This window comes from Lactiplantibacillus sp. 3062 (assembly GCF_055413545.1).
On record NZ_JBVAYE010000002.1, the window covers coordinates 93,926 to 118,695 of the forward strand.

General features: G+C 42.6%; 28 protein-coding genes. 19 read left to right on the top strand and 9 right to left on the bottom strand.

All coding sequences use genetic code 11. The features are described 5' to 3' along the window. Nucleotides 1-22: 22 nt before the first annotated feature. On the bottom strand, nucleotides 23-775 hold the full coding sequence (locus ACWQAU_RS03425) for an ABC transporter permease (protein WP_003640666.1): 753 nt from the start codon (nucleotides 773-775) through the stop codon (nucleotides 23-25). 13 nt (nucleotides 776-788) lie between these two features. Next, complete coding sequence (locus ACWQAU_RS03430) at nucleotides 789-1,688, bottom strand: ABC transporter ATP-binding protein (protein WP_003640665.1); 900 nt, start codon at nucleotides 1,686-1,688, stop codon at nucleotides 789-791. A 580-nt stretch (nucleotides 1,689-2,268) separates the two neighbouring features. Here ACWQAU_RS03430 and ACWQAU_RS03435 point away from each other — a divergent pair. From ACWQAU_RS03435 to ACWQAU_RS03445, 3 genes are all read left to right on the top strand, one after another. Beyond that, nucleotides 2,269-2,682 carry a YjdF family protein gene (locus ACWQAU_RS03435; RefSeq protein ID WP_003640664.1) on the top strand — a complete coding sequence of 138 codons (414 nt, stop codon included), beginning with the start codon at nucleotides 2,269-2,271 and terminating at the stop codon, nucleotides 2,680-2,682. A 101-nt stretch (nucleotides 2,683-2,783) separates the two neighbouring features. Further along, nucleotides 2,784-2,921: a hypothetical protein gene (locus ACWQAU_RS03440; RefSeq protein WP_015380425.1), complete on the top strand. Its 138-nt coding sequence runs from the start codon at nucleotides 2,784-2,786 to the stop codon at nucleotides 2,919-2,921. A 12-nt stretch (nucleotides 2,922-2,933) separates the two neighbouring features. Continuing rightward, complete coding sequence (locus ACWQAU_RS03445; RefSeq protein ID WP_003640662.1) at nucleotides 2,934-3,101, top strand: hypothetical protein; 168 nt, start codon at nucleotides 2,934-2,936, stop codon at nucleotides 3,099-3,101. Between the two features lie 331 nt (nucleotides 3,102-3,432). On the opposite strand, the gene ACWQAU_RS03450 is transcribed toward ACWQAU_RS03445, so the two are convergent. From ACWQAU_RS03450 to ACWQAU_RS03460, 3 genes are read right to left on the bottom strand one after another with little or no spacing between them, the layout of a single operon-like run. Next, a complete protein-coding gene (locus ACWQAU_RS03450) occupies nucleotides 3,433-4,101 on the bottom strand; it encodes a YczE/YyaS/YitT family protein (protein ID WP_003640660.1) in 669 nt (222 codons plus the stop codon). Then, complete coding sequence (locus ACWQAU_RS03455) at nucleotides 4,098-4,535, bottom strand: MarR family winged helix-turn-helix transcriptional regulator (RefSeq protein ID WP_027821980.1); 438 nt, start codon at nucleotides 4,533-4,535, stop codon at nucleotides 4,098-4,100. The genes ACWQAU_RS03450 and ACWQAU_RS03455 overlap by 4 nt, the downstream gene beginning before the upstream one ends. A gap of 58 nt (nucleotides 4,536-4,593) precedes the next feature. After that, nucleotides 4,594-5,061: a GNAT family N-acetyltransferase gene (locus ACWQAU_RS03460; protein WP_003640658.1), complete on the bottom strand. Its 468-nt coding sequence runs from the start codon at nucleotides 5,059-5,061 to the stop codon at nucleotides 4,594-4,596. Between the two features lie 293 nt (nucleotides 5,062-5,354). Here ACWQAU_RS03460 and ACWQAU_RS03465 point away from each other — a divergent pair, with 293 nt between their 5' ends. From ACWQAU_RS03465 to ACWQAU_RS03495, 7 genes are all read left to right on the top strand, one after another. After that, the gene (locus ACWQAU_RS03465) at nucleotides 5,355-5,504 is read left to right on the top strand and encodes a hypothetical protein (protein ID WP_162854876.1); all 150 of its coding nucleotides are present in this window, start codon (nucleotides 5,355-5,357) and stop codon (nucleotides 5,502-5,504) included. A 203-nt stretch (nucleotides 5,505-5,707) separates the two neighbouring features. After that, complete coding sequence (locus tag ACWQAU_RS03470; protein WP_003645994.1) at nucleotides 5,708-6,595, top strand: ABC transporter ATP-binding protein; 888 nt, start codon at nucleotides 5,708-5,710, stop codon at nucleotides 6,593-6,595. Beyond that, nucleotides 6,592-7,362, top strand: a complete 771-nt coding sequence (locus tag ACWQAU_RS03475) for an ABC transporter permease (protein ID WP_027821979.1) — start codon at nucleotides 6,592-6,594, stop codon at nucleotides 7,360-7,362. The genes ACWQAU_RS03470 and ACWQAU_RS03475 overlap by 4 nt, the downstream gene beginning before the upstream one ends. Continuing rightward, nucleotides 7,340-8,449, top strand: a complete 1,110-nt coding sequence (locus tag ACWQAU_RS03480) for a sensor histidine kinase (RefSeq protein WP_045351369.1) — start codon at nucleotides 7,340-7,342, stop codon at nucleotides 8,447-8,449. Before ACWQAU_RS03475 ends, ACWQAU_RS03480 begins: the two co-directional genes overlap by 23 nt. Before the next feature lie 9 nt (nucleotides 8,450-8,458). Further along, entirely contained in the window at nucleotides 8,459-9,064 is a 606-nt protein-coding gene (locus ACWQAU_RS03485) for a response regulator transcription factor (RefSeq protein WP_003640653.1), read from the top strand. A gap of 154 nt (nucleotides 9,065-9,218) precedes the next feature. Next, on the top strand, nucleotides 9,219-10,625 hold the full coding sequence (locus ACWQAU_RS03490) for an FAD-dependent oxidoreductase (RefSeq protein ID WP_024002753.1): 1,407 nt from the start codon (nucleotides 9,219-9,221) through the stop codon (nucleotides 10,623-10,625). 179 nt (nucleotides 10,626-10,804) lie between these two features. Continuing rightward, the gene (locus tag ACWQAU_RS03495) at nucleotides 10,805-11,053 is read left to right on the top strand and encodes a hypothetical protein (protein ID WP_003640651.1); all 249 of its coding nucleotides are present in this window, start codon (nucleotides 10,805-10,807) and stop codon (nucleotides 11,051-11,053) included. A gap of 94 nt (nucleotides 11,054-11,147) precedes the next feature. Here ACWQAU_RS03495 and ACWQAU_RS03500 read toward each other — a convergent pair whose 3' ends face one another. Both ACWQAU_RS03500 and ACWQAU_RS03505 read right to left on the bottom strand, forming a co-directional pair. Then, nucleotides 11,148-12,092, bottom strand: a complete 945-nt coding sequence (locus ACWQAU_RS03500) for an NADP-dependent oxidoreductase (RefSeq protein ID WP_027821977.1) — start codon at nucleotides 12,090-12,092, stop codon at nucleotides 11,148-11,150. 163 nt (nucleotides 12,093-12,255) lie between these two features. After that, nucleotides 12,256-13,146 carry a LysR family transcriptional regulator gene (locus ACWQAU_RS03505; protein ID WP_027821976.1) on the bottom strand — a complete coding sequence of 297 codons (891 nt, stop codon included), beginning with the start codon at nucleotides 13,144-13,146 and terminating at the stop codon, nucleotides 12,256-12,258. Between the two features lie 215 nt (nucleotides 13,147-13,361). On the opposite strand from ACWQAU_RS03505, the gene ACWQAU_RS03510 reads away from it, so the two are divergent. From ACWQAU_RS03510 to ACWQAU_RS03545, 8 genes are all read left to right on the top strand, one after another. Further along, nucleotides 13,362-13,796: a DUF2255 family protein gene (locus ACWQAU_RS03510; RefSeq protein WP_027821975.1), complete on the top strand. Its 435-nt coding sequence runs from the start codon at nucleotides 13,362-13,364 to the stop codon at nucleotides 13,794-13,796. 2 nt (nucleotides 13,797-13,798) lie between these two features. Further along, nucleotides 13,799-14,440, top strand: coding sequence for an NAD(P)H-binding protein (locus ACWQAU_RS03515; RefSeq protein WP_027821974.1), 642 nt, complete (start codon nucleotides 13,799-13,801; stop codon nucleotides 14,438-14,440). A 138-nt stretch (nucleotides 14,441-14,578) separates the two neighbouring features. Then, the gene (locus ACWQAU_RS03520; protein WP_027821973.1) at nucleotides 14,579-15,433 is read left to right on the top strand and encodes an alpha/beta hydrolase; all 855 of its coding nucleotides are present in this window, start codon (nucleotides 14,579-14,581) and stop codon (nucleotides 15,431-15,433) included. A gap of 331 nt (nucleotides 15,434-15,764) precedes the next feature. Further along, the gene (locus tag ACWQAU_RS03525) at nucleotides 15,765-16,478 is read left to right on the top strand and encodes a MurR/RpiR family transcriptional regulator (protein ID WP_027821972.1); all 714 of its coding nucleotides are present in this window, start codon (nucleotides 15,765-15,767) and stop codon (nucleotides 16,476-16,478) included. Between the two features lie 70 nt (nucleotides 16,479-16,548). Then, nucleotides 16,549-17,157 (top strand): sugar O-acetyltransferase, encoded by a 609-nt coding sequence (locus tag ACWQAU_RS03530; protein WP_003640644.1) that lies wholly within the window; start codon nucleotides 16,549-16,551, stop codon nucleotides 17,155-17,157. Next, complete coding sequence (locus ACWQAU_RS03535) at nucleotides 17,150-17,782, top strand: HAD family hydrolase (protein ID WP_027821971.1); 633 nt, start codon at nucleotides 17,150-17,152, stop codon at nucleotides 17,780-17,782. Before ACWQAU_RS03530 ends, ACWQAU_RS03535 begins: the two co-directional genes overlap by 8 nt. 963 nt (nucleotides 17,783-18,745) lie before the next feature. Beyond that, complete coding sequence (locus ACWQAU_RS03540) at nucleotides 18,746-20,026, top strand: PTS sugar transporter subunit IIC (protein ID WP_027821970.1); 1,281 nt, start codon at nucleotides 18,746-18,748, stop codon at nucleotides 20,024-20,026. Nucleotides 20,027-20,062: 36 nt separating this feature from the next. Beyond that, complete coding sequence (locus ACWQAU_RS03545) at nucleotides 20,063-20,887, top strand: alpha/beta hydrolase (protein ID WP_225868065.1); 825 nt, start codon at nucleotides 20,063-20,065, stop codon at nucleotides 20,885-20,887. A 1,115-nt stretch (nucleotides 20,888-22,002) separates the two neighbouring features. On the opposite strand, the gene ACWQAU_RS03550 is transcribed toward ACWQAU_RS03545, so the two are convergent. Beyond that, nucleotides 22,003-22,536: a TetR/AcrR family transcriptional regulator gene (locus tag ACWQAU_RS03550; RefSeq protein WP_003646008.1), complete on the bottom strand. Its 534-nt coding sequence runs from the start codon at nucleotides 22,534-22,536 to the stop codon at nucleotides 22,003-22,005. A 174-nt stretch (nucleotides 22,537-22,710) separates the two neighbouring features. After that, nucleotides 22,711-23,985 carry a YhgE/Pip domain-containing protein gene (locus ACWQAU_RS03555; RefSeq protein ID WP_060417956.1) on the bottom strand — a complete coding sequence of 425 codons (1,275 nt, stop codon included), beginning with the start codon at nucleotides 23,983-23,985 and terminating at the stop codon, nucleotides 22,711-22,713. A 158-nt stretch (nucleotides 23,986-24,143) separates the two neighbouring features. Between ACWQAU_RS03555 and ACWQAU_RS03560 the strand changes: the two genes are divergently transcribed. Then, a complete protein-coding gene (locus ACWQAU_RS03560; RefSeq protein ID WP_003644452.1) occupies nucleotides 24,144-24,695 on the top strand; it encodes a TetR/AcrR family transcriptional regulator in 552 nt (183 codons plus the stop codon). Nucleotides 24,696-24,770: the final 75 nt, after the last annotated feature.

Consider the following 24,770-nt stretch of genomic DNA (forward strand, 5'->3'; position numbering starts at 1 on the left):
TTATTTGACCGGCTGGATGCTTTTAAACGTTACGGGTTTGAAAAGAATAGTTGGCAAGCGTTAAGAATAACAGTAGATAGGCGATATAACCAATCGCCAGCGTGGATAGATTTAGTCGGGTTAATTGTTGTAGTTGTGGTGTTTGGATTTGCTCGCCTAGATTGATCATGTTGAGCGGATTCCACTTTAACCAGCTGACTTTGGCGTATAAATAAAAACAAAGTTGATTGAAAATGGTCACAATAAAGTACCCAATGATGCCGGTCAGAATGGCTGGTGTTGAACTGGTGAATAGGGTGCCCAATAGTAAGACGACACTCATTAAAAATAGTAGGGTCAGTCCTGTTGATAGCATGTTCAGACCCCAAGTGTGCCAAATTGTACCGTAATTAGGTAAGCGCCGAAAGAAGCTCAACTTCAGTCCGAGACTCATGAGGGTGCTAAAGCCAGATAAGCCAATCATCAGACCGAGTATCGTGAGCCATTTGCTGACTAAGACTTGGGTCCGCGAATAACTGCGATAAAGTAGCGCTCGTAACGTGCCATTTTGCCGTTCATTCGTTAAATAAGTGCTGCCAATTGTGATTGCCAAAAATAGTAGCGGAATAAAGCCGTAGTCGTTGTTTACAAATGCATCATATGGCGTTAGTAGCTGTGGGTAGTGAGCGGCATATATCGCAATTATGAATTGAAAAATCATTATAAATGGAATAAACAGTTGAATCACACGATGGTGCATTAATTTTCGATTTTCTTGTCGTAACAATGTGAACATTAGATTGACCTCCTTAGTGGTTGACCGTTTTCAGCATGGTTAATAAGGATGATTCTAAGTCTTCAGTGTGGGGTTGAATCCGCTGTAACTGAATCTGATTGGTCAAAAGTAGTTGCAGTAATGGATTAAGCTGAAATCCGGGCGTTATTAAGACACGAATTGGTGTTGCTGCAACTAGGTGGTATCCAGCAGAACGCAATAGCTGATAAGCCCGTTGATCTTGATTAGTTACTAATTCATAAGTGGGGCGCTGTTGGGCAAGAAACGCTGGCATGCTCATATTGGCGATCAGTTGCCCGTGATCAAGAACTAAGACGTCATTGGCGACCCGTTGCAGTTCACTCAGGAGATGACTTGAAATTAAAAAGGTGGTGCCTTGAGCTTGCGCCCATAAAATTAAATCGCGTAATTCTTTTGTGGCCTGTGGATCAAGACCATTCATGGGTTCATCTAAGATGACTAGTGCGGGCTGATTGAGCAAAGCCAAGGCTACACCCAATTTTTGCCGCATACCGAGTGAGTAGTGTTTCGTTAGTATATCGGCAAATGCTTGCATGCTAAGTGCTTCAATGATTTTGGTAACGCGTGCTGTACGATTGGCACCGGTTGCGAACAGTGAGAGTTGTTGCCGGCCAGTCAAGAATGGGTAGAGTCCGGGATATTCAATTAGGGCGCCCACAGCGCTTAAAGCTTGGTGATGGCATGGCGTAATTGACTGACCATTTAAATAAATCTGACCAGTAAAGGAAGTGAGCCCTAAGATTGATTTCATCAGTGTCGTTTTGCCAGCACCATTTGCACCAACTAAGGCGACGATATGCCCCTTTTGAATGGTGAAGGTCAGGGCTTTTAAAATGTGCTGGTGACTGAAGTATTGATTTAATTGCGTGACGGTCAGTAGTGGTGTGTTCATATTGGAATCCCCCTAAACCTTAAGCGGCTAATAATAACCACTTCAAGGTATTTTACAAACAAAGTATACTATTAATCATGGTGTAATAGTGTGGTATTACACTATTTAATATAATCTTAATTATTACTTGTTGTACTCGTTATTATTTAGCAATAACTATGGTTAAAACGTCTTGATTTTAAAATTCAGCAACTGCCGGCTTGGATCCACCGGAAACAGTTTGAGTTTGCACCAATTTTCGGTGGATTCTTACCACGCTAACTGGAGGCATAATTATCAGCCATTCGAGTGGTTGACCGATGGGAGCGGCAGGGTGACAGTGCTCAGTAGCCCAAGCTGACGAGCAGGAGTCTGATTGACTGTCACGTTTTAATCATGATTCATGTCGGATTAACTAAGTGCATTAATTATTCCATTGATACATAAGTGCTAATTTGACAAACTGACTTAATCTGACATACTAATTATTAGCGAAATTAAAAACACGGTCTGGTCGGTAGTCCAGACGCAGCAACGGCTGTCAGTAACCTGCCTTCCTTGGTTGTCCGAATTTCGTTAGTGAAATTAAGGAGGGGTTAATTTGATTAACCGATGCAAATTAACGGTGTTTTTTGATCAACAATTTTATCAGGGTGTTTTTGAGCGTTGGTCGACGGACGGGTATCAAGTCGCCCGAGTGACCTTTGGGACGCAGAATCCTAGTGAACCCCAGATTAGGTTGTTAATTCAAGATCGGTGGTCAACGCTGCAATGGACGACGGCTAGTGCGGTTGCTCAGCAGCAATTGGTTCGCGAGTATCGTCGTGCGGCACGACAATGTCGTCAACATCACGTTCGATTCAAACCGACTAGAGCAATGCAAATGTTGAAGTTAGAACATCAGCGTAACTTGGTAATGAAGAAGCGGCAGCAGCGTCGTGCCCGACATGACCATGCTCAGTTGATACGAGCAAAGCGGTTGGCAAAACATCGTGCTCAACATCGTGGCCATTAGTTGACGAGACACTCACTTAGCTAATTTTAGTTAAGTGAGTGTTTTTTGACAGCATCAAAATAAAATCAATCAGTTTTGAACCGCTTCGAGATTTGATACCAATGATTCCGGGCTTTGAGGACGGACTACTGATTGGTGCCAATGGGGCGTTAATTGCAGATAATCGGCAAATCAAACCAGTTGCATCAATACGGTCGCATGATTTACAGCTCGTGACTGAGATGGTTGCTAGCGATTGAGTTATATTGCGGATGGCTGCTGAGATTGTGCGGCTCAAGTCGATTTTCAACCAGCTTGATTCTCGACACTTGCCACAAAGAGTTGGACTGCCGAAATTGGATGAAGTGATTAAAGTTATCTTATTGAGGGTTGATGAAGATGCAGAGTATGCGCTTAAGTACTTAACTGCTGGCAACTGAGATGTTGATGACTGTTCAGCATACCACAGAAGGTAATCTTGATTTGATTGCTATTAGGGTCAATAAATGGTCCGCCTGTAACGACTGGGGATCCAGCGCTAAGTGGCGTTTGGTAGCGATGAAAATGATCGACAATTACTACAACATGTAATAACGAGCATGTGGGTCCAAAGTAAATCAATTAGGAGAATAATTAACGGATAGCCGATGTTCACCTGCATTAGTGGCTGAAAGAATTCGGGCACTGGCAGACTAACGAATTGGCGTGAACACAAGCCAAAAAACACGATCACCAGCCAGTGACCGTGTTTTTATTTGATAATTCTGGAAATTAGTTGTTCGCGTCAGCGGCTGGTGTCATCCAAGCAACAAATCGATTTGCATGTTCGGTAAAGAAATTTACGAGTCGCCCAGTTAAAAAGGCTGCAATGAGGGTACCTTCCCGAACCCCCGCTAAAGAATGAGTAAAGCTGAGTGCCAGGACTAGTGAAATGCCAATCAGAATGAAATCATTATAAACTTTGACTTTGGCAAACTTGAGTTGATGCATCAGTGCGATGGCGTTCGGAAGTCCTTCACCAGGCATGATAATGGCGTGTGAATTGACTTCTAAAAAGACACCTAACGATAAGAGCACCGTTCCCATTAAGACAAGTCCGAGTTGCTCGATGTATGTTTGATTAGGAAGACTATGGAAAAACCGCACAAAAGCATCGATGAACCAACCGAACAGGCTACCCGGAATTAATTGCAATAAGTTTTGCCAGGAGAACTGCCGGCGCAAAACGATGGCTTCTAGTAGAACTAAAATGAAAATAAAAGCAATTGTCAACTGGCCAATTGGAATTGCCGTAATATTGCTAATGACATTCGGAATACTTGAAATTGGGGACGTTCCTAATAAGGATAATTTAGAGAGTGCGACGCCAGCTGACATGCACAGGATACCAATTACGAGGACTCCAAAGTGTTTAATGAATTTTTTCAATGACGATTTCAATCTCTTTTCTCTTGTAAGGCGAGGTAAACTTGTTGTAATTGGTTCGTAAACACTTGCTCGTTGACTTCTGGATGAGCAGCGAAGAAGTCATGCCACCAGTCAATCAATGTTTTCTTAATGGCGATAGCGATTTGTTCACCAGCCGGTGTCAAGCTAATTCGTAGACTACGCTGATCGGCAGGATCACGAAACCGGATGACGAGTTGGCGTTGCTCAAGTTGACGAACAGTTCGAGCTAATAAACTAGGATCGAGCATCAGACTGGCAGCCAAGTCCTTTTGAGTTTGGGCCGGGTGATCGTAAACAACCAGTAATAAGTCACTTTCGGTCGCCCGAATGTTCAGCGCCTGTAGTTGGGTGTTGATGCTGTTTTTGGATTCGCGGTAAATACCCGCAATATATTTAGTTAGACTAAAATACTCGATAGTCAGCACTCCTTTTTTATAAATAGTGGACAAGTCCATTATTTATAAAAAAAACGACCTTGTCAAGTCAGTCGTTTAACGGGTCACAGTTGTAAGTCATAGTTAATAGTGGATATGGACGGCCCTGATCATCAGTTGGTTGGCGATTAGTGACTTGGAAACCACGGTGTTCATAAAATTGACGCGCCCGTGGGTTTTGTTCATTCACTGTAAGCGTTGTGGCACCATAATCCTGAATACTAGTTTGCAGTAAGGCGGTTCCAATACCAGCGCCACTAGCGGCTGGGGCGATAAAAAGCATGGCTACTAGTGAACCATCAATACCGATGAAACCAGTTGGGGTATTTTGATCATCCACTGCAACGAGCAGTTGTGGAACGGTTCGTAATGCTGTGGGGACTTCGTGCTCAATGGTTGTGATTTCAGCGGGCGTTAGAAAGTGGTGACTGGCGTCGACGGACTGTCGCCAGAGTTGAGTTAATTGGCTAATCAATTGCGGAGTTCGCTCGGCAGGCGGGAAAGACTTAATTAACAATGGTCGACCTCCTTATTTTCGTTGTGATTGATTAAGTTTAACATAAGAGCCGGTGTCAGTGCCAAAACTAATTTAACGGTTGGAATGACCTTTGAATGTATTGAACTTTTGATGGACTAATCATTTTCCAACTGGAGAATGGCGGCTTAAAGACATACATACGTAGGCGAGTAACAACTAAACGAAGTGAAATCACAGTTAATCAGCGACCACCCTCAGTTAGGAATGGCAGATCAATCGACATTGTATTGGCTGGCTCGTATACTAGCGAAAAGTGGATTGGATGTGTTGGAATGAAATTTGTAATTTTTGGCGGTGAATTACTGGTGTTAGCTGCCTGGCTCATTTATGGTCGAACACTGCCATTGAGTTTGCGTATCATTGGTGTTATTGGAATCGTTATCGTTTCGCAATGGGCACATTGGGTATTGAAAGCACGGTAACTAGCGTTATTAATTGTGATTCAAATGAGCTTTTGATGTAAATCCAGAAGCTCACTTTTTGTCTGGGTTATTTTCTAAAGAATTATGCTAACTTATCAATACTGTTGAAATAATGACATTTGTCACCTGATCATTATGACAAACGCGACTACTCGACCCGATTACGTTGGCGTACACTATAGTCATTAAAGGAGGCGGGGATAATGACACCGTTGATTGAAGCAACTAAGGTCGCATTTAGTTATGGTCAACAGTCAGTTTTGACTGATATTAATATGACGATCATGCCGGGCGAGATTGTTGGCTTGATTGGTGAAAATGGGGCCGGCAAAACGACGTTGTTAAATTTGTTATTAGGAATCAAACGAGTTCAGCAGGGCCATCTCAAGGTGTTCGGGCAAGCGGCCGGTAGCCTGGCGGCGCGATTAAAGATTGGGTCAATGATGCAGGGTGATATGACAATTCAAGGCGTGACGGTGCGTGATATGTTAAGGCTAGCTGCGGCACAACGTCTGCCTGAATTTGATTGGCAAGCATTATTAGCCACCTTGAAACTACAAGACATAGCCCAGCAGCGCTTGACGGCGTTATCTGGAGGACAGTTACGACGAGTCACCTTTGCTTTGGCACTGGTAGGTGATCCCGATTTGTTATTTTTAGACGAGCCGACCGTTGGCATGGATACCAATGCGCAACAGACATTTTGGCAACAGATTAGGCGCTTGAAGGCCGCTGGTAAAACCATTATCATTACCAGTCATTACCTACCGGAGATTGAAGCCATCGCTGATCGAATTATGTTGCTGAAGGACGGGCGCTTTGTCTTTCAAGGCTCGTTTGCCGTGTTGCAAAAACAATATCAACAAGTGGAGATTCGTTGCCAAACGAGACTGCCAGCGGATCGGTTTACAAATTTAACGGCAGTAACTGCGGTTACTAAGCAAGGCGACGAACTACGCATGAGTAGTGAAGACGGTGACGCTACGCTGCAAGCGATGATGCCCATAATCAGTGAGTTGCATCAAGTCTCAATTAGTCGTGAATCATTGACGGATATTTTTGTTCATCTGACGAAGGGAGTCTCAGCATGAAAATTTTAATGGCTCAACTGAGATTTGATGCACGGCGTTTGATTATTCGAAACGCAGCGTTTCAGTTTTTTGCCTTGGTGATGCCAGCAGCTTTTTACTTGTTATTTACAAAAGTAATGGTTACCGGTGGCACAACGGCTCAAATCGCACTTTTTAATCGGTCTTATATGGGCAGTATGATCGTTTATAGTGGGACGATCAGTACGCTGTTCAGTATTGCCCAGATTCTAATGCATGATCGGGAACGGGGACTATTACGGTGGCTACGGTTAACGCCACACGGGGTAGTACCGTACTATCGTTCGATTGGCATGATGAGTTTGGGAATGAATGCGTTAATGGTCGTTATTTTAGGCGCGCTTGCGGTCGTTGTGAACCACGTTGATTTAACCGTGTTTCAATGGCTAGGGATACTTGGAATTGCCCTGATTGGTCAATTGCCGACATTGCTTATGGGCGTTGGACTCTCATTTTTGAATCGTGCCGAAACGTTGAGTGTCGCTAGTAATTTAATTACCTTTCCAATGGCCATTATTAGTGGTCTATGGTGGCCCATTAGCCTATTACCAAGCTGGCTACAGGTGATTGGTAAACGACTGCCAACATATTATGTGAACGATTTGTTGGTCAACTGGGGCACCCATGGTACACTAAAATTAATCGATTTGCTTGGTATCGGGCTGTGGGTGTGCGGCCTATTAGTGATTGTTAGTTGGGTGATTCAGCGGGTACTTAAACGGGGGAATGGCGTTGTTGACGCATCATAAAAATAAATTGAAGACGATTGAATGGACGAGCTACGTGTGGCTCGCCTATTTGCCGTATACAATTGCGGCTTATATACCCGTTAAATCTTGGCATGATTGGTTTTGGCTAATGTTAGTTGGTGGCTTTCTTGTATTGTACATCTTGGTTGTTGAGAAGCCGCATTGGCGTGCAGTGACGATGCCGGCGGAGTTAGTTGTGACGGGACTGTTTGCGGTATTTGCGGCTAACAATTTTATGATCATCTTTCCCGGCTGGCAAGTGAGCTTTTTACTTGGTCGTCGTCCTAAACGAGAATTTTATGGTTTTGCTTTAGGGTATTATGCCTTTTTAATTGGTGGCTGTATACGAGACTATTTACAATATCCTGGTGTGTTTGGGTGGCATAATGGTGACGTGATGGGCTTAGTTTTTCCATTGTTATCACCCATACTCGCGTATACCTTTTCGCGGTCAGTTGAACGACAGCGCCAACTCAACCAAACTAACCGCCGATTAAAAACAATTGTGGAACGTAACGAGCGTGAACGAATCGCGCGTGACTTGCACGATACCCTTGGACAAAGCTTTTCAATGATTACACTCAAAACGGAATTAGCTAAAAAATTACTCGTCAAAGCACCGGAGAAAGTGGCACCAGAATTGGACGAAATCGAACAAACCAGTCGCCAAAATTTACAGTTAGTTCGCGAAATCGTCAATAATTTGCATGAACAATCGCTCACAGAAGTCCTATTGGCCCAAACTCGTAATCTAGCAGTGGTTGGTGTCTGGACGACGACCACTGGTGAGACACAGGCAACCAAGTGGCCGACAACGGTCCAAAGTTGTTTTGCGGCGGTGTTAGTTGAAGCCATGACCAATGTGATGCGCCACGCACACGCGCACGAGGTGCGGATTGATTTTGTCGAGACGGCAAAAATTTATCAGATTAAGCTGAAAGATGACGGTAAAGGTGGAACCTTGATTCGTCAGGGCGCCAACGGGATTGCCGGGATGCGAACCCGCTTGCAAGCTAAACAGGGCACCTTTGCCATCACGAGTAGTCGGCGCGGCACCCAGTTGATCTTAACTTTACCAAAGGAGTAGTGAGTCAGCATGATAACTTTATACTTAGCAGAAGACCAAAGCATGTTGAATTCTGCCTTGACCCAATTACTGGAATTAGAAGATGATCTACACGTGGTGGGTAGCGCAGTAGACGGCATAAACGCCTGGCAGGAGTTGCAAGAACTGCAACCGGATGTCGCAATTCTGGATATCGAAATGCCAGGGATAACCGGCTTGGATGTTGCTGATCGATTGGCCAGTTCGCAGCTAGCCACGAAAGTAATTGTTTTGACGACTTTTGCGCAACGCCGTTATTTTGAACGAGCAGTTAAAGCCAATGTCGCGGGATATTTGTTAAAAGATAGTCCGAGTGATGACCTAATTGATGCAATTCGAGCTGTGATGACCGGCCGCACCATCTATGCGCCCGAGCTAGTCACGAATATGTTGTCAGCAGACAACAATCCATTGACCGAACGGGAACTAGCAGTTTTGGTCGAAGCTGAGAAGGGGTTGCCCACGAAGACGATTGCGGCCAATTTATACTTGTCAGCGGGGACGACCCGTAATTACTTATCCGCCATTTTTAGCAAATTGGGGGTTCACAATCGATTAGAAGCGATTCGTGTGGCGAAAGCTAATCAGTGGTTGTAAAGCTAGGCTGTTTGAACGAGGGGCCAACTAGGTTTATTTTTATCAACACATATACAAATGATTTGGTGCGCGATATAATTAATTGAATAGTGGTTAATGTTGAGCCCACTTACTAATTACGTGGCAAATCTGGAAGAATGGAAGATCCGGTAAGATGAAAGTAATGATCATCGGTAGTACCCACGCTGGTACGGCAGCGGCACGCGAAATTTTAACACGTCATCCGGAGACGGCGGTGACGATTTACGAGCGGAATGATAACGTTTCGTTTGTTTCGAGTGGGATTTATTTGTACTTAACGGGTGTCATCCAACACCTGGAAGACATGTTTTACACCTCGCCGGCTGACTTGAAGCAGTTAGGCGCTCAAGTTAAGACCCGCCATAATGTTTTACGAATTGATACGGGCCATAAAACGGTGCAGGTCGCCAATATGCAGACTGGCGAAGTCTTTGATGATACTTATGATAAGCTGATTATGGCAACTGGTTCATCAGTTATTGTGCCACCAATTATGGGTATCGATCATGAGAAAGTATTACTGTGCAAAAACTACGAGCAGGCGGAACAACTTTATCAATCTCTACAAGCCAACCAACGCGTTGCAATTGTTGGGGCCGGATATATGGGGACCGAGTTAGCGGAAAGCTATGCTAGTATGGACCAACAAGTCATGTTATTTCATTCGCATTCACATATTTTGAATAATTATCTTGGTCCCCAAATGGCGGATGCTGCAACTAAACTCTTACAACATCACCAGGTCGATATCCACCTCAATGAACGGGTGACTGGATTCGCAAGCGGTTCGAATGATCAGTTGATCGTTGAAACCGCGCAGGGTGATTATGAGGTTGATCTGGCCGTCGTTTGCGCGGGATTTATGCCGAATACGGAATTGTTACGCGGGCAGGTCGCTATGGACCGCCATGGTGCTATCTTGATCAATGATTATGTTCAAACCTCTGACCCGGATATTTATGCGGCTGGGGATGCTTGCGTGGTCAATTATAATCCCACGGGACAGCCGGCGTATACACCATTGGCAACTAACGCACTGCGCCAAGGTGCGTTGGCGGGGATCAATGTTTTCGGAGATTTACAGCCGTACATGGGAACGCAAGCCACCTCAGCCATGCAATTATTTGATCACACGATGGCCACAACTGGGTTGACCTATCCAGCCGCGCAAAGACGAGAACTACCAGTACGACACGCCGTCTATCAAGGCAATTGGCGGCCAGCTTATATGCCAACGACGGCCAAAGTCACGATTGAACTAGTTTATAATTATCAGAATCGTCAGCTTCTCGGCGCGCAATTCTGGAGTCGTCACGACATTGCCCAAGCTGCAAACACGATCTCAGTAATGATTCAAAATCAGAATACGATTGATGATTTGGCTTACGTGGATATGTTCTTTCAGCCGAATTTTAATCAACCGTTTAACTATTTAAATTTGGTGGGGCAACTAGCCGTCAAACAAGAATATCAGCGAGGCAATCAAACACCACGAATTACAGCTCGTGGTAACTGGTCGAATAGTAGTGATAAGCATTGACCTAACGTAAAGCAGCACAGGCGCATTAAATCACAGACTTGGGGTCATTTCCCAAGTCTGTTTTTATGCCATCCAAATGATGAAAGCACTGTTCGTCATCCCATAATTGGTGAAAAAGCCTGATTTGCGCTGACAGGAACCCTGTATAATAGATTCCAGTCAAAAGTAGGAATCAGGACATGCAAGTAAAAGTGAAATGGCTGTCGGGGTTGCTAGTGGTTTTGCTAGTACTGGGGCTCAGTGGATGTATGGCACAACAACACCGCATGAAGTATGTACAGTCAAATACGCCTACGTTATTTTTCCACGGTGGCGGTAATAGGTATCACGCCGAGGCACAGATGGGACAAGCGGCTGAAAATGCAGGGGTGACAACTAGCGTTATTCGGGCGATGGGGCTTAAAAAAGGGCGCTTCAAGAATTCGTAGTGGATTCTTGAAGCGCCCTTTTAAGGCTTTAATGCGTCGTTTGACAGTCAATGTGGCGATTGGTCAATTGGCTGAGGCTGGAGCCGATACCGTATTAAGCTTCAGTGCCGACGTTGATGATGAGCTTACCAGCACTGTGACTGTTTTCGCTATACCGGTGGGCGGCTTGGAGACCAGCCGTACTAAACGGAAAGACTTGGTCGATGATGACTTGTAAGTGTCCTTCAACGGCGAGCTGCCCCAAGATGGCTAACTCCCGGCCGTTGGGTTGTAACCACCAGCTGGAGACAGTGGGGCCTTGGGATTTTTGAGCCGCTGTTGGTTGCCCATCAATCGTCACGAGTCGGCCAGTTGGCTTTAAGATTGCCAAGCCCTCATCAATGGCGTCAATGGTATCAAAGACGGCATCGTAGTCTGTAAGGACATCTTGAACAGCCGTCGTGTGGTAATCAATGACGTGGTCAGCGCCGATTTGCTTCAACAGCGTATGGTGATTGGCGCTCGCAGTAGTCGCAACCTCGGCACCGAGGTACTTAGCAATCTGGATGGCATTTAAACCAACCCCGCCAGCACCGGCTTGAATTAAGACTTTCTCGCCAGCTTGAATCTTTAATTGGTCATGAATGACTTGGTAAGCAGTTAGCCCCGCTAACGGCAAAGCGGCGGCTTGTTCAAAAGAAAGACTGGCTGGTTTTAGAGCTAACTTGTCTTCTTTGACTGCGGCATATTCAGCGTAGGTCCCGCGCCGGCCATCCGCATAAATGTCTGGGCGGGCAAAGACTTCATCACCAACCTTAAAGTTGGTCACGGCCGCGCCAGCCTCAACAATGGTCCCAGCGACGTCCCAACCAAGGACAACTGGCATTTGCCAGTCAAACATGCCTTTAAGCAACCCTTGACGAGCTTTCCAATCGATGGGGTTGATACTCGTTGCCTGAACGGCGACTAAGACCTCGTCCTGATCAATGCTGGGACGTTCGATAGTGGCCATCTGGAGTTCTTCGGGCCCACCGTACTGATTAATAATGACTGCTTTCATTTTAAATAATTCCTCCCTGAAACTGAATAACCTAGCTTAGCATTTTAATTGTGCTCAATTCAATTATTTAGTTCGGACTAGCGTGAATTAGATGCGCGTCGTCTTCAGCAGCCATCAATTGGGCAGTGTGTTGTGGTGATTGGTGAAAGCTGAGTCGATAGTGTCAGTCAGTAGGTATTTGTTGCTGCAGGTCTGTCGCCAATTGCGTTAAAAAGGTTTTGGCGGCTTCCGACAAGCGTTGTCCCTTAGTCCAGACTAGGCTAGTGCGGGCGGTTATTCGAGGTGTTAGTGGGATGAAAATCAAATCGGATTGGTTCGTATTGATGATGACATCAATCCCCAACGCGTACCCGACGCCCGCAGAAACTAGTAACGAGGCATTATAGAGTAAATTATAAGTGGCGACGATGGTGAATTTTGGCGTGCTTTCACCATACCAATCCTGAAGTTGATTGATCGTACCGTGTTGTGCAGAAACAATGATCTTTTGGCCTTCAAGATCAGCTAAGCTAATGTAATCATGGTCAGCTAGCGGCGAATGCCGCGGAACCAGTAATCCCCAGCGACTTTCGCCGGGTAGATGGATAAAGTTTAAGTCGTGTTTGTCAGTTGGTTCCGTGACGATTCCAAAGTCAAAGTTCCCGGTTTTGAGGTTGGTTCGAATCTGATTCGCATTACTACTCGTCACGTTGATCCTGATTTTCGGATACTGTTGTTGTAGTTTCTTAATCGACTGAGCAATCGTCAAAAAACTGCGCATCTCGGCACTCCCTAATTCAATCGTGCCACTGATTTCTTTGGCTGTATTAATGTTGGCAAGCGTCTTATCGGCTAAGGCGATGATTTGGTTCGCCTGCGTGGCAAAGTATTCGCCACTACTCGTGAGACTGATATGACGGCCATTGCGTTCAAATAGGGTCACGCCCAGTTCATCCTCTAAATCCTTTAATTGTCGTGAAATTGTTGGCTGCGAGACGTGTAAGCGTTCAGCGGCCCGACTGATATTTAACTCGGCGACCACTGCTTGAAAATAACGTAGAACTCGTAATTCCATCTAAAACACTTCTTTCTATTACAATTAAGTATAATTTTAAATACCATATAAGCATTCGACATGGTTGCTGTCAAGCTTTAAGATGAAACTTGAGGTTAGTGCAGAATAGTTGGTTATTCAGAGAATAACGTGTCAAGCATCAAGGCAGGGCACCATTTAACCGAAGTGCTCTGAATTAAGCATCACTATTTTGCCAGAATGGAGGAATGTTAACGATGAACAAAAGTAATCAGCCCGTAGTGTCAACCACTGTAACCACGATGCAGTGGTCCAGAGCACAGTTAGCCGCTTTTAGCACGGCGGATGATTTTCAAGTCTCCCCATTTTACAGTGATGGGCAGACATACGGGACACCGACCTGGATTTGGTCGGTCGTGGTAGGGCAGCAACTATTTATCCGTGCTTGGAACGGTCCGCGCTCACGCTGGTATCGATCGGCCGTAACCCAAAGGGCTGGCCGGATTCACTTGGCCGAGAGCAATCATCTGGTGAATTTTGTGCCCATTTGTGATGAGCAGTTAAATAACCAGATTGACCAAGCTTATCGACAAAAATATGCCGGTAGTCCGTATTTAATGCCGATGCTAGCAAGTGGACCGCGGCAGGCGACGGTCCAAGTGATACCACGAATATCTAAGAAAGGTGAATAGAAATGACTAAAATAATGATTATTGGTGCTAATGGTGGGATTGCCAGGAAGCTGACGCAACGGTTATTAGCAGAAACTGACGATGAACTGGTATTGTTCCTACGTCGAGCGGAACGTTTAGCCCAGTATCGGGAGCAACCACGGGTCACGCTGATTGATGGCAACGTGCTTGATACGGATGAACTTGCCACAGCAATGGCACCGGTGGACATAGTCTATTCCAATGTTGGTGGGACTGATCTAGCAGCCCAGACGAAGAGCATTTTGGCCGCAATGGTCCGAACTCAGCGGCAACGGTTGATCTTCATTAGCGCACTCGGCGCCCATCATGAGGTGCCAGGAAAATTTGGCGCGTGGAACGAACAAGCCATTGCCGATTTCCTACCCGGTTTTCGAGAAGCAGTGAGGTTGCTTAGTGCTTCCAAACTGGTTTATACGGAGATCCGACCAGCCTGGCTAACGGATGTTGCCGAAATTGATTATGAATTGACGACTGGCGCAGAACCTTTTAAAGGAACTGAGGTATCACGAGCAAGTGTTGCCGATTTAGTCTTTAAATTAATGGCGCATCCTGAAAATTATCAGCGTGTCAGTTTAGGGGTGGATAAACCTGGTACGGCGGGTGACCGGCCTAGTTGGTTGTAATTCCTGTCATGAGCCTTGATTGAATGCTAAAATAGGCGTTAACGCTCAGACGACAACGCCTTCCGATGCGGGGTGGCGCAAATTCAAATGACGAACTAACAGTGAATAGATGATTAAATAGAATTCAGGGGGAAGTTATTGAAAAGAATACGCTTATGGGGGCTGATGGCAGGCCTGCTGTTATTATTAGTTGGTTGTGGTCGTGCAGAGACGACCGGGGTGACTAAACCGGTTACGACTCAGGGGCATCGCTACATTCCGACACTGTTTTTCCATGGGTGGGGCAGTAGTTACCATGCTGAGACGCACATGGCAGATGCTATCGTTAAAGCCGGCAAAACACAAACTATTGTACGCGCGATGGTTGCTAAAAACGGGACGGTGGCTTTGAAAGGCCACTTTAGATCAGGTGATTATCGACCAATTGTCGAAGTGAACTTTGCTAATAACCGGTCTTCAGATTATCCAACCGTGGGCCGCTGGGCAAAAAATGTGGTGGTGGCGCTCCAACGAACTTATGGCATCACGTCGTTTAACATGGTTGGTCATTCCATGGGTAATATGGCGATTACCTATTATCTATTGGCGAATGCGCAAAATGAGCGGTTGCCGCAGCTCAGGCGACAAGTCGCAATTGCTGGACATTTCAATGGTATTTTAGGCATGGACGACAGCCCTAACCAGATGACGTTGAATGCTGCGGGACGACCGAATAAATTGCGACCGGCCTACCGCCAGTTATTAGGATTGCGGCGGGGTTATCCACGTCAGCAAGTACGAGTCCTTAATATTTATGGCGATAAGGGCGATGGGACGCATTCGGATGGGTCCGTCAGTAACGCTTCATCACGCTCTTTACGGTACTTAGTTGCGGCGCGTGCGCGTTCTTATCGCGAGGTTAAGATTACTGGGAAACATGCGCAACACAGCCAGTTGCATGAAAATGCGCAGGTCGACCGGTTACTGATTGATTTTTTATGGCCCACACATTAAAGTGGGGCAGCCTGATGGACAGGCACTGGCGAGTTCGCATTTTTAAAATTGACGCTAAAGAAACTGGGGTAGTCAGCTGACGTTTGTCAGTGATTAGCCTAGTTTTTAGGTTGCTACCAACTTGTAATGACGGGGTATTCGCGCTTAAATAGATAAAGACTGATTACTGGTAACGGTGTTGGTCGTTTGCTAGCGCGATCAGAGTGGCTGATTATAGTAGGCTATTGATAGTAGTTGCGCGTCCAATCGATTGTATGACTAATGAGGGTCGAACAAACCAGGTCATTATGGTGACCAAGCAACGGATTATTGGAGTGGGGGGTAGTGGCGGATGTTTAGTTATGAGCAGCTCGAAAAATATAATGAAACTGATGTGGAAATTTACAGGTACGTTATTAATAATATGGATAGGGTCGGCTACATGAGCATTCGTGAGTTAGCTCACGAGTTGCACGTGTCGACCTCGACGATTTTGCGTTTTTGTCTTAAAAATGGGTTCGAAGGCTATCGTGATTTTAAACGGGCACTTAAAAGTGAACAACAACAGTTGACCACCTACGAGCCCAAGAGCGACGTCAGTGAGCTAGCACACTTTTTTGCAAAAACTAATTCTAGCGCGTATGAACGTAAGTTGATGCCAGCGCTCACGTATTTGCGTCGAGCCACGCTGGTTATTTTTGTCGGCATTGGTTCCTCAGGAAGTTTGGCCCGCTATGCCGCGCGCTGTTTTACCAACGCTGGTAAGGTTGCGTTTGGACTTGAGGATAGTAATTATCCAGTGAATACTTTTGAGATTCACGATACGGTCGTTTTTGCGTTATCTGAGAGTGGCGAAACCCCAGAACTAATTGCACTTGTTCAGCATTTTCAACAACGCCGGTGCGCAGTCTTAAGCATTACTAACCAGTCCCAATCCACGCTAGCGAAGCTTTCCGATTGGAATTTTTCATATCAATTGGCTCACCAGAGAATTAATGGTAATTATAATATAACGACCCAGGTCCCCGTGGTCTATGTGATTGAGACCTTAGCGAAACGACTATAACTAAAGAAACGAATCGTGACTTGAATAGTAACGATTCGTTTTTTAAGCTTGGAAGTGAAAGGGGTGCTTAATGATGGATGAACGACAGCGGAGTTTGAGCGGTCAGACCTATGATGCACACGCACCAGTATTTTTAGAGCTAAAACGGCGTACACGGCAACTTTTAAGCCAGTATAACCAGCTCGCCTATGACCAAAAAAGTGAGAAACGTACGATATTGCAGGCTATGTTTGCCAAGATTGGATCGAATGTTTCGGTGGGGAGCCCATTTATTTGTGACTACGGGTGTAATATTTCGATTGGTCAGAATGTTTCAATCAATATGAACTGTACCTTGATCGACTGTAATCGGATTACCATTGGCAATAATGTCTTGATTGCCTCAAATGTTCAAATTTATACGGCTACCCATCCGGTCGAACTGCATGAACGTTTACGTGCGGACTGGCAGCCAGATAGTGATCAGTATTTTTGCCAGACGTTAGCGCGGCCAGTCACAATCGAGGATGGCTGTTGGATTGGCGGTGGCGTGATTATTATTCCCGGCGTGACAATTGGTCGGGGATCCGTGATTGGTGCCGGTAGTGTGGTCGTCAAAGACATTCCAGCTAATTCGTTGGCGGTAGGCAATCCTTGTCGTGTGATTCGGCAGATTAATCAAGGTGAACCGCATGCTTAAGATGATCGCCTTTGACTTTGACGGCACGCTCGCGCCGACGATTCCAATGGTGATTGACGTCTTTCGTCGTAGCGTTGCACCGTACGTTGAGCACGAACTGACCAAGCAAGCTATCGTCCAGACGTTTGGGCTAAATGAGGTTGGGATGGTCAAAGCAGTGGCTGGTCAACGGTGGCCGGTCGCTTTGGCCGCCTTTTATCAAGAATACGCTCGCGCACATTTACGGGTGTCAGCACCGTATCCGGGAATCGTCACACTTTTAGAACTGTTGCAGCAGCAAGGGGTGGCGCTAGCTCTGATTACGGGTAAGGCGGCTAAGAGTTGTCAAATTTCCTTGGACGTGACTGGCCTGACGTCCTATTTCCCCACGCGGTTGTATGGTTCTGAGTGTCAACCTAATAAAGCTGACAATCTGCGACAATTGATGCGCACTAAGTCGTTAGACGCCGCGGAACTCTTGTACGTTGGCGATACTCGCTCAGATTTTGAAGCAGCTGATACGGCCGGGGTGCAATGTTTGACGGCGGCGTGGGATCCTAATCAGCCAATTGTTGAAGCCGGTGATCAGATCGTGTTTACTTCGGTCGAGCAGTTGTGGGTCTACTTGCAACGGCGACTTGGTTGAAGCAGTTAAATAAACAGGATAATTAATAATCGTGGTAACAAACAAATTAAAAAGAGTGGCGTGATAAGTCGCATCGTTATATAAGGCCAATTAATAACAGGGCATGACTTTAGTGTTTTTAAAGTTGCGCCCTGTTATTAGTGTTTTTTAATCTATTGATGGGTGTATTAGGATTATCAGTATGTGGTCAAAGCGTAAATCAGTTGAGACGATCGCAGTCAGTTAGAATTAAATCTTCTAATCATAGTAATTTGCAAAATAACCTAGTCGCACGGCGGATTACGACCACAGTGAAGGGGCACCAACTGGCCTGCTTATTTGAATCGTTCCAGTGCTGTTTAAGCAATTGCACGTGAATTGTCAAACGGTCACACCGGTAATCAGGGTGAAATTGGTTATGTTGACGAGCATAACTATTATCAAATTATTCAGCGCATGGGTAACCATGTGCAAATTCGAATTGCGCGGGCGAAATAACGTGACGACACGTTATGACTGTCTAAATTTTAAAAACTAAATCTTTTTGCACTTTACTAAAATCTTAGAAGTTTAAAAACAACGTGTATATCTAATCTTAACGTGTATCTTTAAGAGGAGTCTGGTTTGCAAGTTTAATTTTGAATTAAACAAAGATAAGAAACTAACTTGTATTGAATAAGTGCCATTTTCAGGGATTTTGCGGTAGCCAATCGTGTAATATTCCATTTCGATATTTTATAATAAATTCTATTAAAGTATGAAATATATTGTCGACAGAACTAGTATTATTACGTATAAGTTAAATAATATGTGGTGTTTTTTTGTTGAGATTTAGCTGCGCCTGACTCTTTTAGTGGATACTATTGAAAGGGTATTGAGAAATTTCTAGTCAATAAAAAAGTAAGGTATTGATGGAGTGATATGCTACATTGAGCTAACTTGGGAAAATGAAACTTTTGTATGATTTAAATGGTGAAACAATCAATGAAGAAATATAATATTCAGTCCATAATTGATTGGCTTTACAGAATCAGTACTTTAAAATGGTTTAATTATTTGCAAGACGCATTAATAGCTGCTTTTCCAATAATTGTTGTTAATGGTTTTCTTGAAACTATCTTACAAGCCTTAATGACTGACAATGGATTTTTTGTCGTTATCTTTCACTTAGAACACTTTGTTGCAAGTAATGCTGTTTTGATAAATCAGCTGACTGTATTAGTTCAGCTATTACAAGTTTTTGCCAACACAATAATTGCTGTCCAGTTCTCAAGAAATGTGATCAAATCTTTAGATAATAATATAGCTTGTGGTGCAATGGCTGCATTCTCTTTTATTATTTTGAGCATTAAGTTAGGCCAGAACCATGAATTGATTTTTCTAATTCATGGTGTTACTTTTGCTTTGCTGACGGGCCTAGGAGTTAGTAAATGTTTTGATTTTTTTAGAGTCGAAGTCAATAAGGACGATAATGATTATCAAAACGCTTTAATTGCGACATTGACAAACATCAAGCCTATTCTCTGTATCATTTTTTGTGTTTTAATTTTAAAAATATTAAATTTTGAAATTGATTCAAATGGAATAAACGCTCATCTGCATAGCATAATTCAAACAGCCCTAACCGATAATCACTACAGTTTGATACCAGTGTTACTAATACTTTTTCTAAGAAGTATTAGTAAATTTATGGGGATTAATGCGGATTCTCTTTTTAGTTTTAGTACCCGAGCGCAATTGGTAAATTTAAATCGTGCTTTGAAATTTGCACATCCTGTTGCTGCTGTTCATCCAACTGCTTACTCGACGTTATATTCTTGTTTTGCCCATTTGGGTGGCGATGGCATGTTACTCGCATTGATAATTGTCGTGCTCATCATAGGAAAAAATCAACATTTGAAAAGGTTATTGACTTGGTCGTTCATACCGACGTTTTTTAACTTCTCAGAGCCAGTGATGGTTGGTTTTCCAATCATGTATATGCCTATTTATCTAATTCCTTTTATAATGAGTCCTTTAGTAACGACAGTCATTGCTTATCCGTTTTTAAAGTACAATATTGTCCCAGCGCCTGTTTATCCAGTGCCTAATGGTACGCCAGGACTGTTGAAAGCTTTTATTGCCACTGGGGGCAACATTCCGACCCTACTATTAGCACTTCTTTGCTTAGTTGTCTCTTGTTTTATATATTTACCGTTTGTTAAAGCAGAGATGAGACTAATTAATCTAGAGCATGCGAAAATTAGATCTTCTTTTAAAAGATAAATTTTGAATTTGTGAGTCTAGAGGATAATAGACGGAGTGATTAACTTGCGAATCTCAAAAAAAATTATTATTTCAATAGGCCTATTATGCTTCCTTATGACGTTAATTTTTTTGTCCGATAAATGGACTAAACAGAATATTTCAAATTTGAAGATTCAACGAAACTCAGTTACTGAACCCATAGTTTTGGTTCCAGGAAGTAATGCGACACAATATAGATTTGATCCGCTTATAAGAGACATTAATAAAAGGGAAAAAACACCTCATTCTTTGTTAAGAGTGTTAGTGCATAAGAATTATACAATTTCCTATAGTGGTGCAATAAAAAAAGGTGAAAGACAACCCTTTATTGTTATTGCTTTTGAAGATAATAAAGATGGTTTTAAAAATATAAAGAAACAAGCTATCTGGTTAAAATACGCCTTAAAATATATATCACAACAATATGAATTTCGAAAGATTTCATTAATTGGCCATTCGAATGGTGGGCTGATTATCACGTATGCACTTGAACATAATTTGACTAGCCATTATCTAACTGTACAAAAGGTTATGACTATTGCTGCACCGTACAATTTGAACGATTCTTCTGTTAGAAGTGAGACTGAGTTGTTAGAAAACTTGATTGCAAACAGAAAATATATTCCAAACTCAATCGATATGTATTCTTTAGCTGGCACTCAAAGTTATAGCAATGACGGCTTAGTTCCGTTGTACAGCGTATTGGCGGGTCGCTATATTTACCAAAAGCAAGTTAAGCATTATACGCAAATAACTGTTTCGGGTGTTGGAGCGGAACATTCGGACTTACCACAGAACCAACAAATAATAATGGCCATTGAACAATATATTGAAAAGTAGAAATTTTTTCTGCTTTTTCCTTTAATTACTTATCCTAATTTATATTCTGAAATAGTTCGTATATTATCTGTTTTATGTTATTTTAAAAAAAGTACAAGTGCAGTTCTAGTCAATAATTCATATCTTGCAAGAAGGTAAGCAGATGAATAAGCATAACTTCTCAAATAAACGTAGCTATGCAAAAGCTTACAGACAGTGCATGCGGGAAGATATTCTAGGTCAATATGCGGTAGCTACGTTTTGGTATCTGTATTAAAAGAAAATACCATGATGTGTGATACGTGCGATACACGTTTTACATGGATCCTTTTGAACGAGAAAGAATGATTGTTGTTCCTAATACTTTCAAAGAAATTGACAGAAGGGTGACTTTTGCCGACCCGTTAAAATTTTCAGACCATACTAAAGGGGCACAGATGGACACTGAAGGGTATGGTATTTAAAGAAGTGAATTGGAAAAATTGAGGGGATTGAATTTATAGACTGTCATTTTAGAATGAGGCGCATGGCTACAGTTGCTGGCAGCAAAACTGTCAAATTGGTTTCGGGCTGTATTAAAAGAATACCGTTAACCAGTTCTACTAAGAAATTTACAGGACACATGGTGGAGCCTACAGGAGTGGTTGAAGTGGTCATGAATTAGCTGGTGCCCACAAATATAGGGCTCAACAAACCTGACAAAACTGTCAAATTTCGCGTGTTAACGTGAGCAACAGACATAAGAAGGTCTGATTTGCCTTGAGCACGTCGGCAGCATTCGGTGGAATTAACTCATCACTTATGCTGGGGCTAGCATAAAAAGAGTAGCGTTCATCTTCTTGATTTGAACGCTACTCTATTATTTTAAATGCCGAACTGTTTAAACCAAAGAGGGTAAATAATGAATTTGAATATTTATGATCTACTACTATATTGATATCTTTTTCTACTTTTGACATCGATTGAAAGTGCGAAGTTTAAAAAAATTATATATCCAGGCGACGTAATCAGGATTAGCGTTTTTAATTTAAAAAAATTGGGTAGATTCTTTTTAGCAGAGTGTGAAATTAAGAAAGATAATCAAATCTGTTCCAGAATCAAACTTAGTTGTACCAATAAACAATAGTTGTTTTGTATTAATTTTTGGGTTGAAAGAGTGATGTAATTAAACTTGTATCAAGATCAGAAATAGATATGCTTTGAGTATTTAAGACACGCCATAAACCACCAGCACAAAAATTAAAAAAATTGAATTGCTGGGTTGAAGTGAGATGTTGCCAATCAGAATTTTCGGTTAAGTTGACAATGTCCAACAGTTTGAGTGCAGTTAACCGATGTAATGTGTATGAGAAAAAGTCGGAATTTTGTAAAACTTGTAATCGATTTTTGTTGCCAAGCCAAAATTTGAAAAGAGCGTCGATAAAATCATTTAAACAAAGTATTGGTGTTTCTTTCAATATTTCGATAAAGTCATTTGCAGAATTATCCAAAAAGCCCTCAATGACTTTTTGTGTGGATGAATAATGACGATAAAAAGTTTTTCTAGATACTCCTGACTTTAAGCAAAGTTCTGTGACAGTAATACTTTCAAGTGCTTGTCCAGTCTCAATTAAATCAAATAGCTGTTTTACCAATTTAGCATCAGTTAGTTGATATTGTTCTTGTGGCATTTGCTTTATCTCCTTTCATCTTTCATCAAAATCTTTTTGGAAAGATAAATTATCATTTATTGAATTAAATAGTGGCAAATCAGGGATATGCTGGACACACCACCTGATTTAACCACTATTCATGTTTTAAATTCGTCTTTTCTGGGTTCAGGAGGTTTAAAGAAGCCGTACGTCTTATGCTAAGCTGTCTTTTTTTCGTTTCTTAATGAGGGTAGATGCATACATGGCAAAAATTGAAGCTATACCAATGTACAGCAAGCTCAACATTGAAGGTCCAGTGATTAATGCATCTGTAATATACATTTGGTTAAGAATAAGATCATAGGCAAAGCGAATTGGCGTAATATCATAAACATAATTATGATAGAAGGGACTCAGCATTTGCGGAATGAAAGTAATGACTGCCATTGAACCTATCCAGATAATAAGTAGTAATGGCCATCCTTTTAGTCCAAGCAAATCGAGTACAGCTGACTGCAGTAGATAGAAAACAAATGATATACCACCAATCATCAGTAGGAATTGTTTTGGATCATGAATTGGCACAGAATAGCAAACTTTTGTGAAGAAGTAAACTGATACAGCAATCGCAGTGACAATTGCGATACCCGAAATTAATTGGCTTGTGACACTAGTTAATGAGAGGCGGCCATCAGTACGTTTCTTCTCATTCTTACTATGGTCTCGCCAGTTCAGTAAACTAGCAATAAGACTACCGAGCCAACAGAAGATGGTTACTAAGAATGGCGCCATACCACTTATTTCTTTAGTTGAAACTTTATTGCGTTTGATAAGAGTTGTGTGAATTGGTGTTTGCAATTTAGACCAGTCCTGAGGAGATAGTGTTAGTCCTGACTTATTTGCAACGGTTATATATTCGTTAGAAATCTTCTGATTTAGATGATCAGTCATCTTTGGAAGTGCAGTAGTCAAAATAGTTGCAACCGTCATATTACTTCCTTGACTGACGTATAAAGAGATTTTTGCTTGTTCTGGGGTCTTCTTGGTTAATGAATTTGCTAAGGCCTTTTGTTGTTGGAATGGTGCCGTCTTAGCAGCCACTGGCGTTTTAACTACCAGTGCAGCTAGCTTCTGAGTTATGATTTTACCTTTTAAATAGTCTGTTTGCTGATTGATAGCTTTAGTAAATCCCGAATGAATGACAACAGCCCCGTAGTATTTTCCGGATGCAAAGCCTTTAGTGAGTTCACTCGTGTGGGTTACATTGACCCATTTAATTTCAGCGCTTTTCTTATGGCTCTCTTTCCGTAATTTCTTAACAACATTCTTAGCATCTTTTCCTGTATCGTTTACTACTAACGCTAATGGTAAATGACGAACCTTAACTGTGCTCCTAGCTCCAACTTGTGCGAAGGCAAATAATCCGATTAATATAGTGGCGACTAACATACTGATCCAGATGCTTTTTCTCTTAAACACGTTGAACATTTTCACTACCCCCTTTTTTTATGCTACGGGTAGTTTATATTAATATTGAAATAAAAAACATGGTCAAATTAATATGATTTGTGTCTTAAGGCTACAAATGGCAACCATATGAGCCATAAGGTTACAGAATTGGCAAAACTGGTAATGGAGGAATCGATATGACGGATTTTAGAATGAAAAAAACTGACGACGTTATCACCAAATCATTTGTTGACCTAGTCATAGAGAATGGATTTGACAACGTTACTGTCACGGATATTGCACTCAAATCTATGATTAGTCGTAAAACTTTCTATTTACATTATGAGGACAAATTTGCACTGACAGACGCAATACTACAAGATATTCTAACGTGGCTTGATGAGACATTGAAAAAGAAGCGATTACTCATAAATCAAGGAATTGGCTTAAGTAACGCAGTTGGTCAATTAGAACCGGAACTTAGACAATTACTGATGTGTTGGAGCAGACCAATAAACGCAATAATGGCAATTCCACAAGCTAAGATGCAACTAATGGATGGTCTTAAAGATATTTTAAGTAATCATTTACAGGCAGCTCTCACACATCCAAAGTCAGATTTGGAAATAAATGTTATTGGTGGCATGATGTTAGGGATGATAAGATATTACTTACAAACAAATGACTTCCCATCAAGCAAAGAAATTCATCAATTATCAGACACCCTTAATTTGATATTTGGCGCGTAGTATAAGTCAGTCACATTTCTGTCCATTTAAAGTGGTATTTTGCTTTAGTGATTAAGCCTGATTGTGAAATCTTAT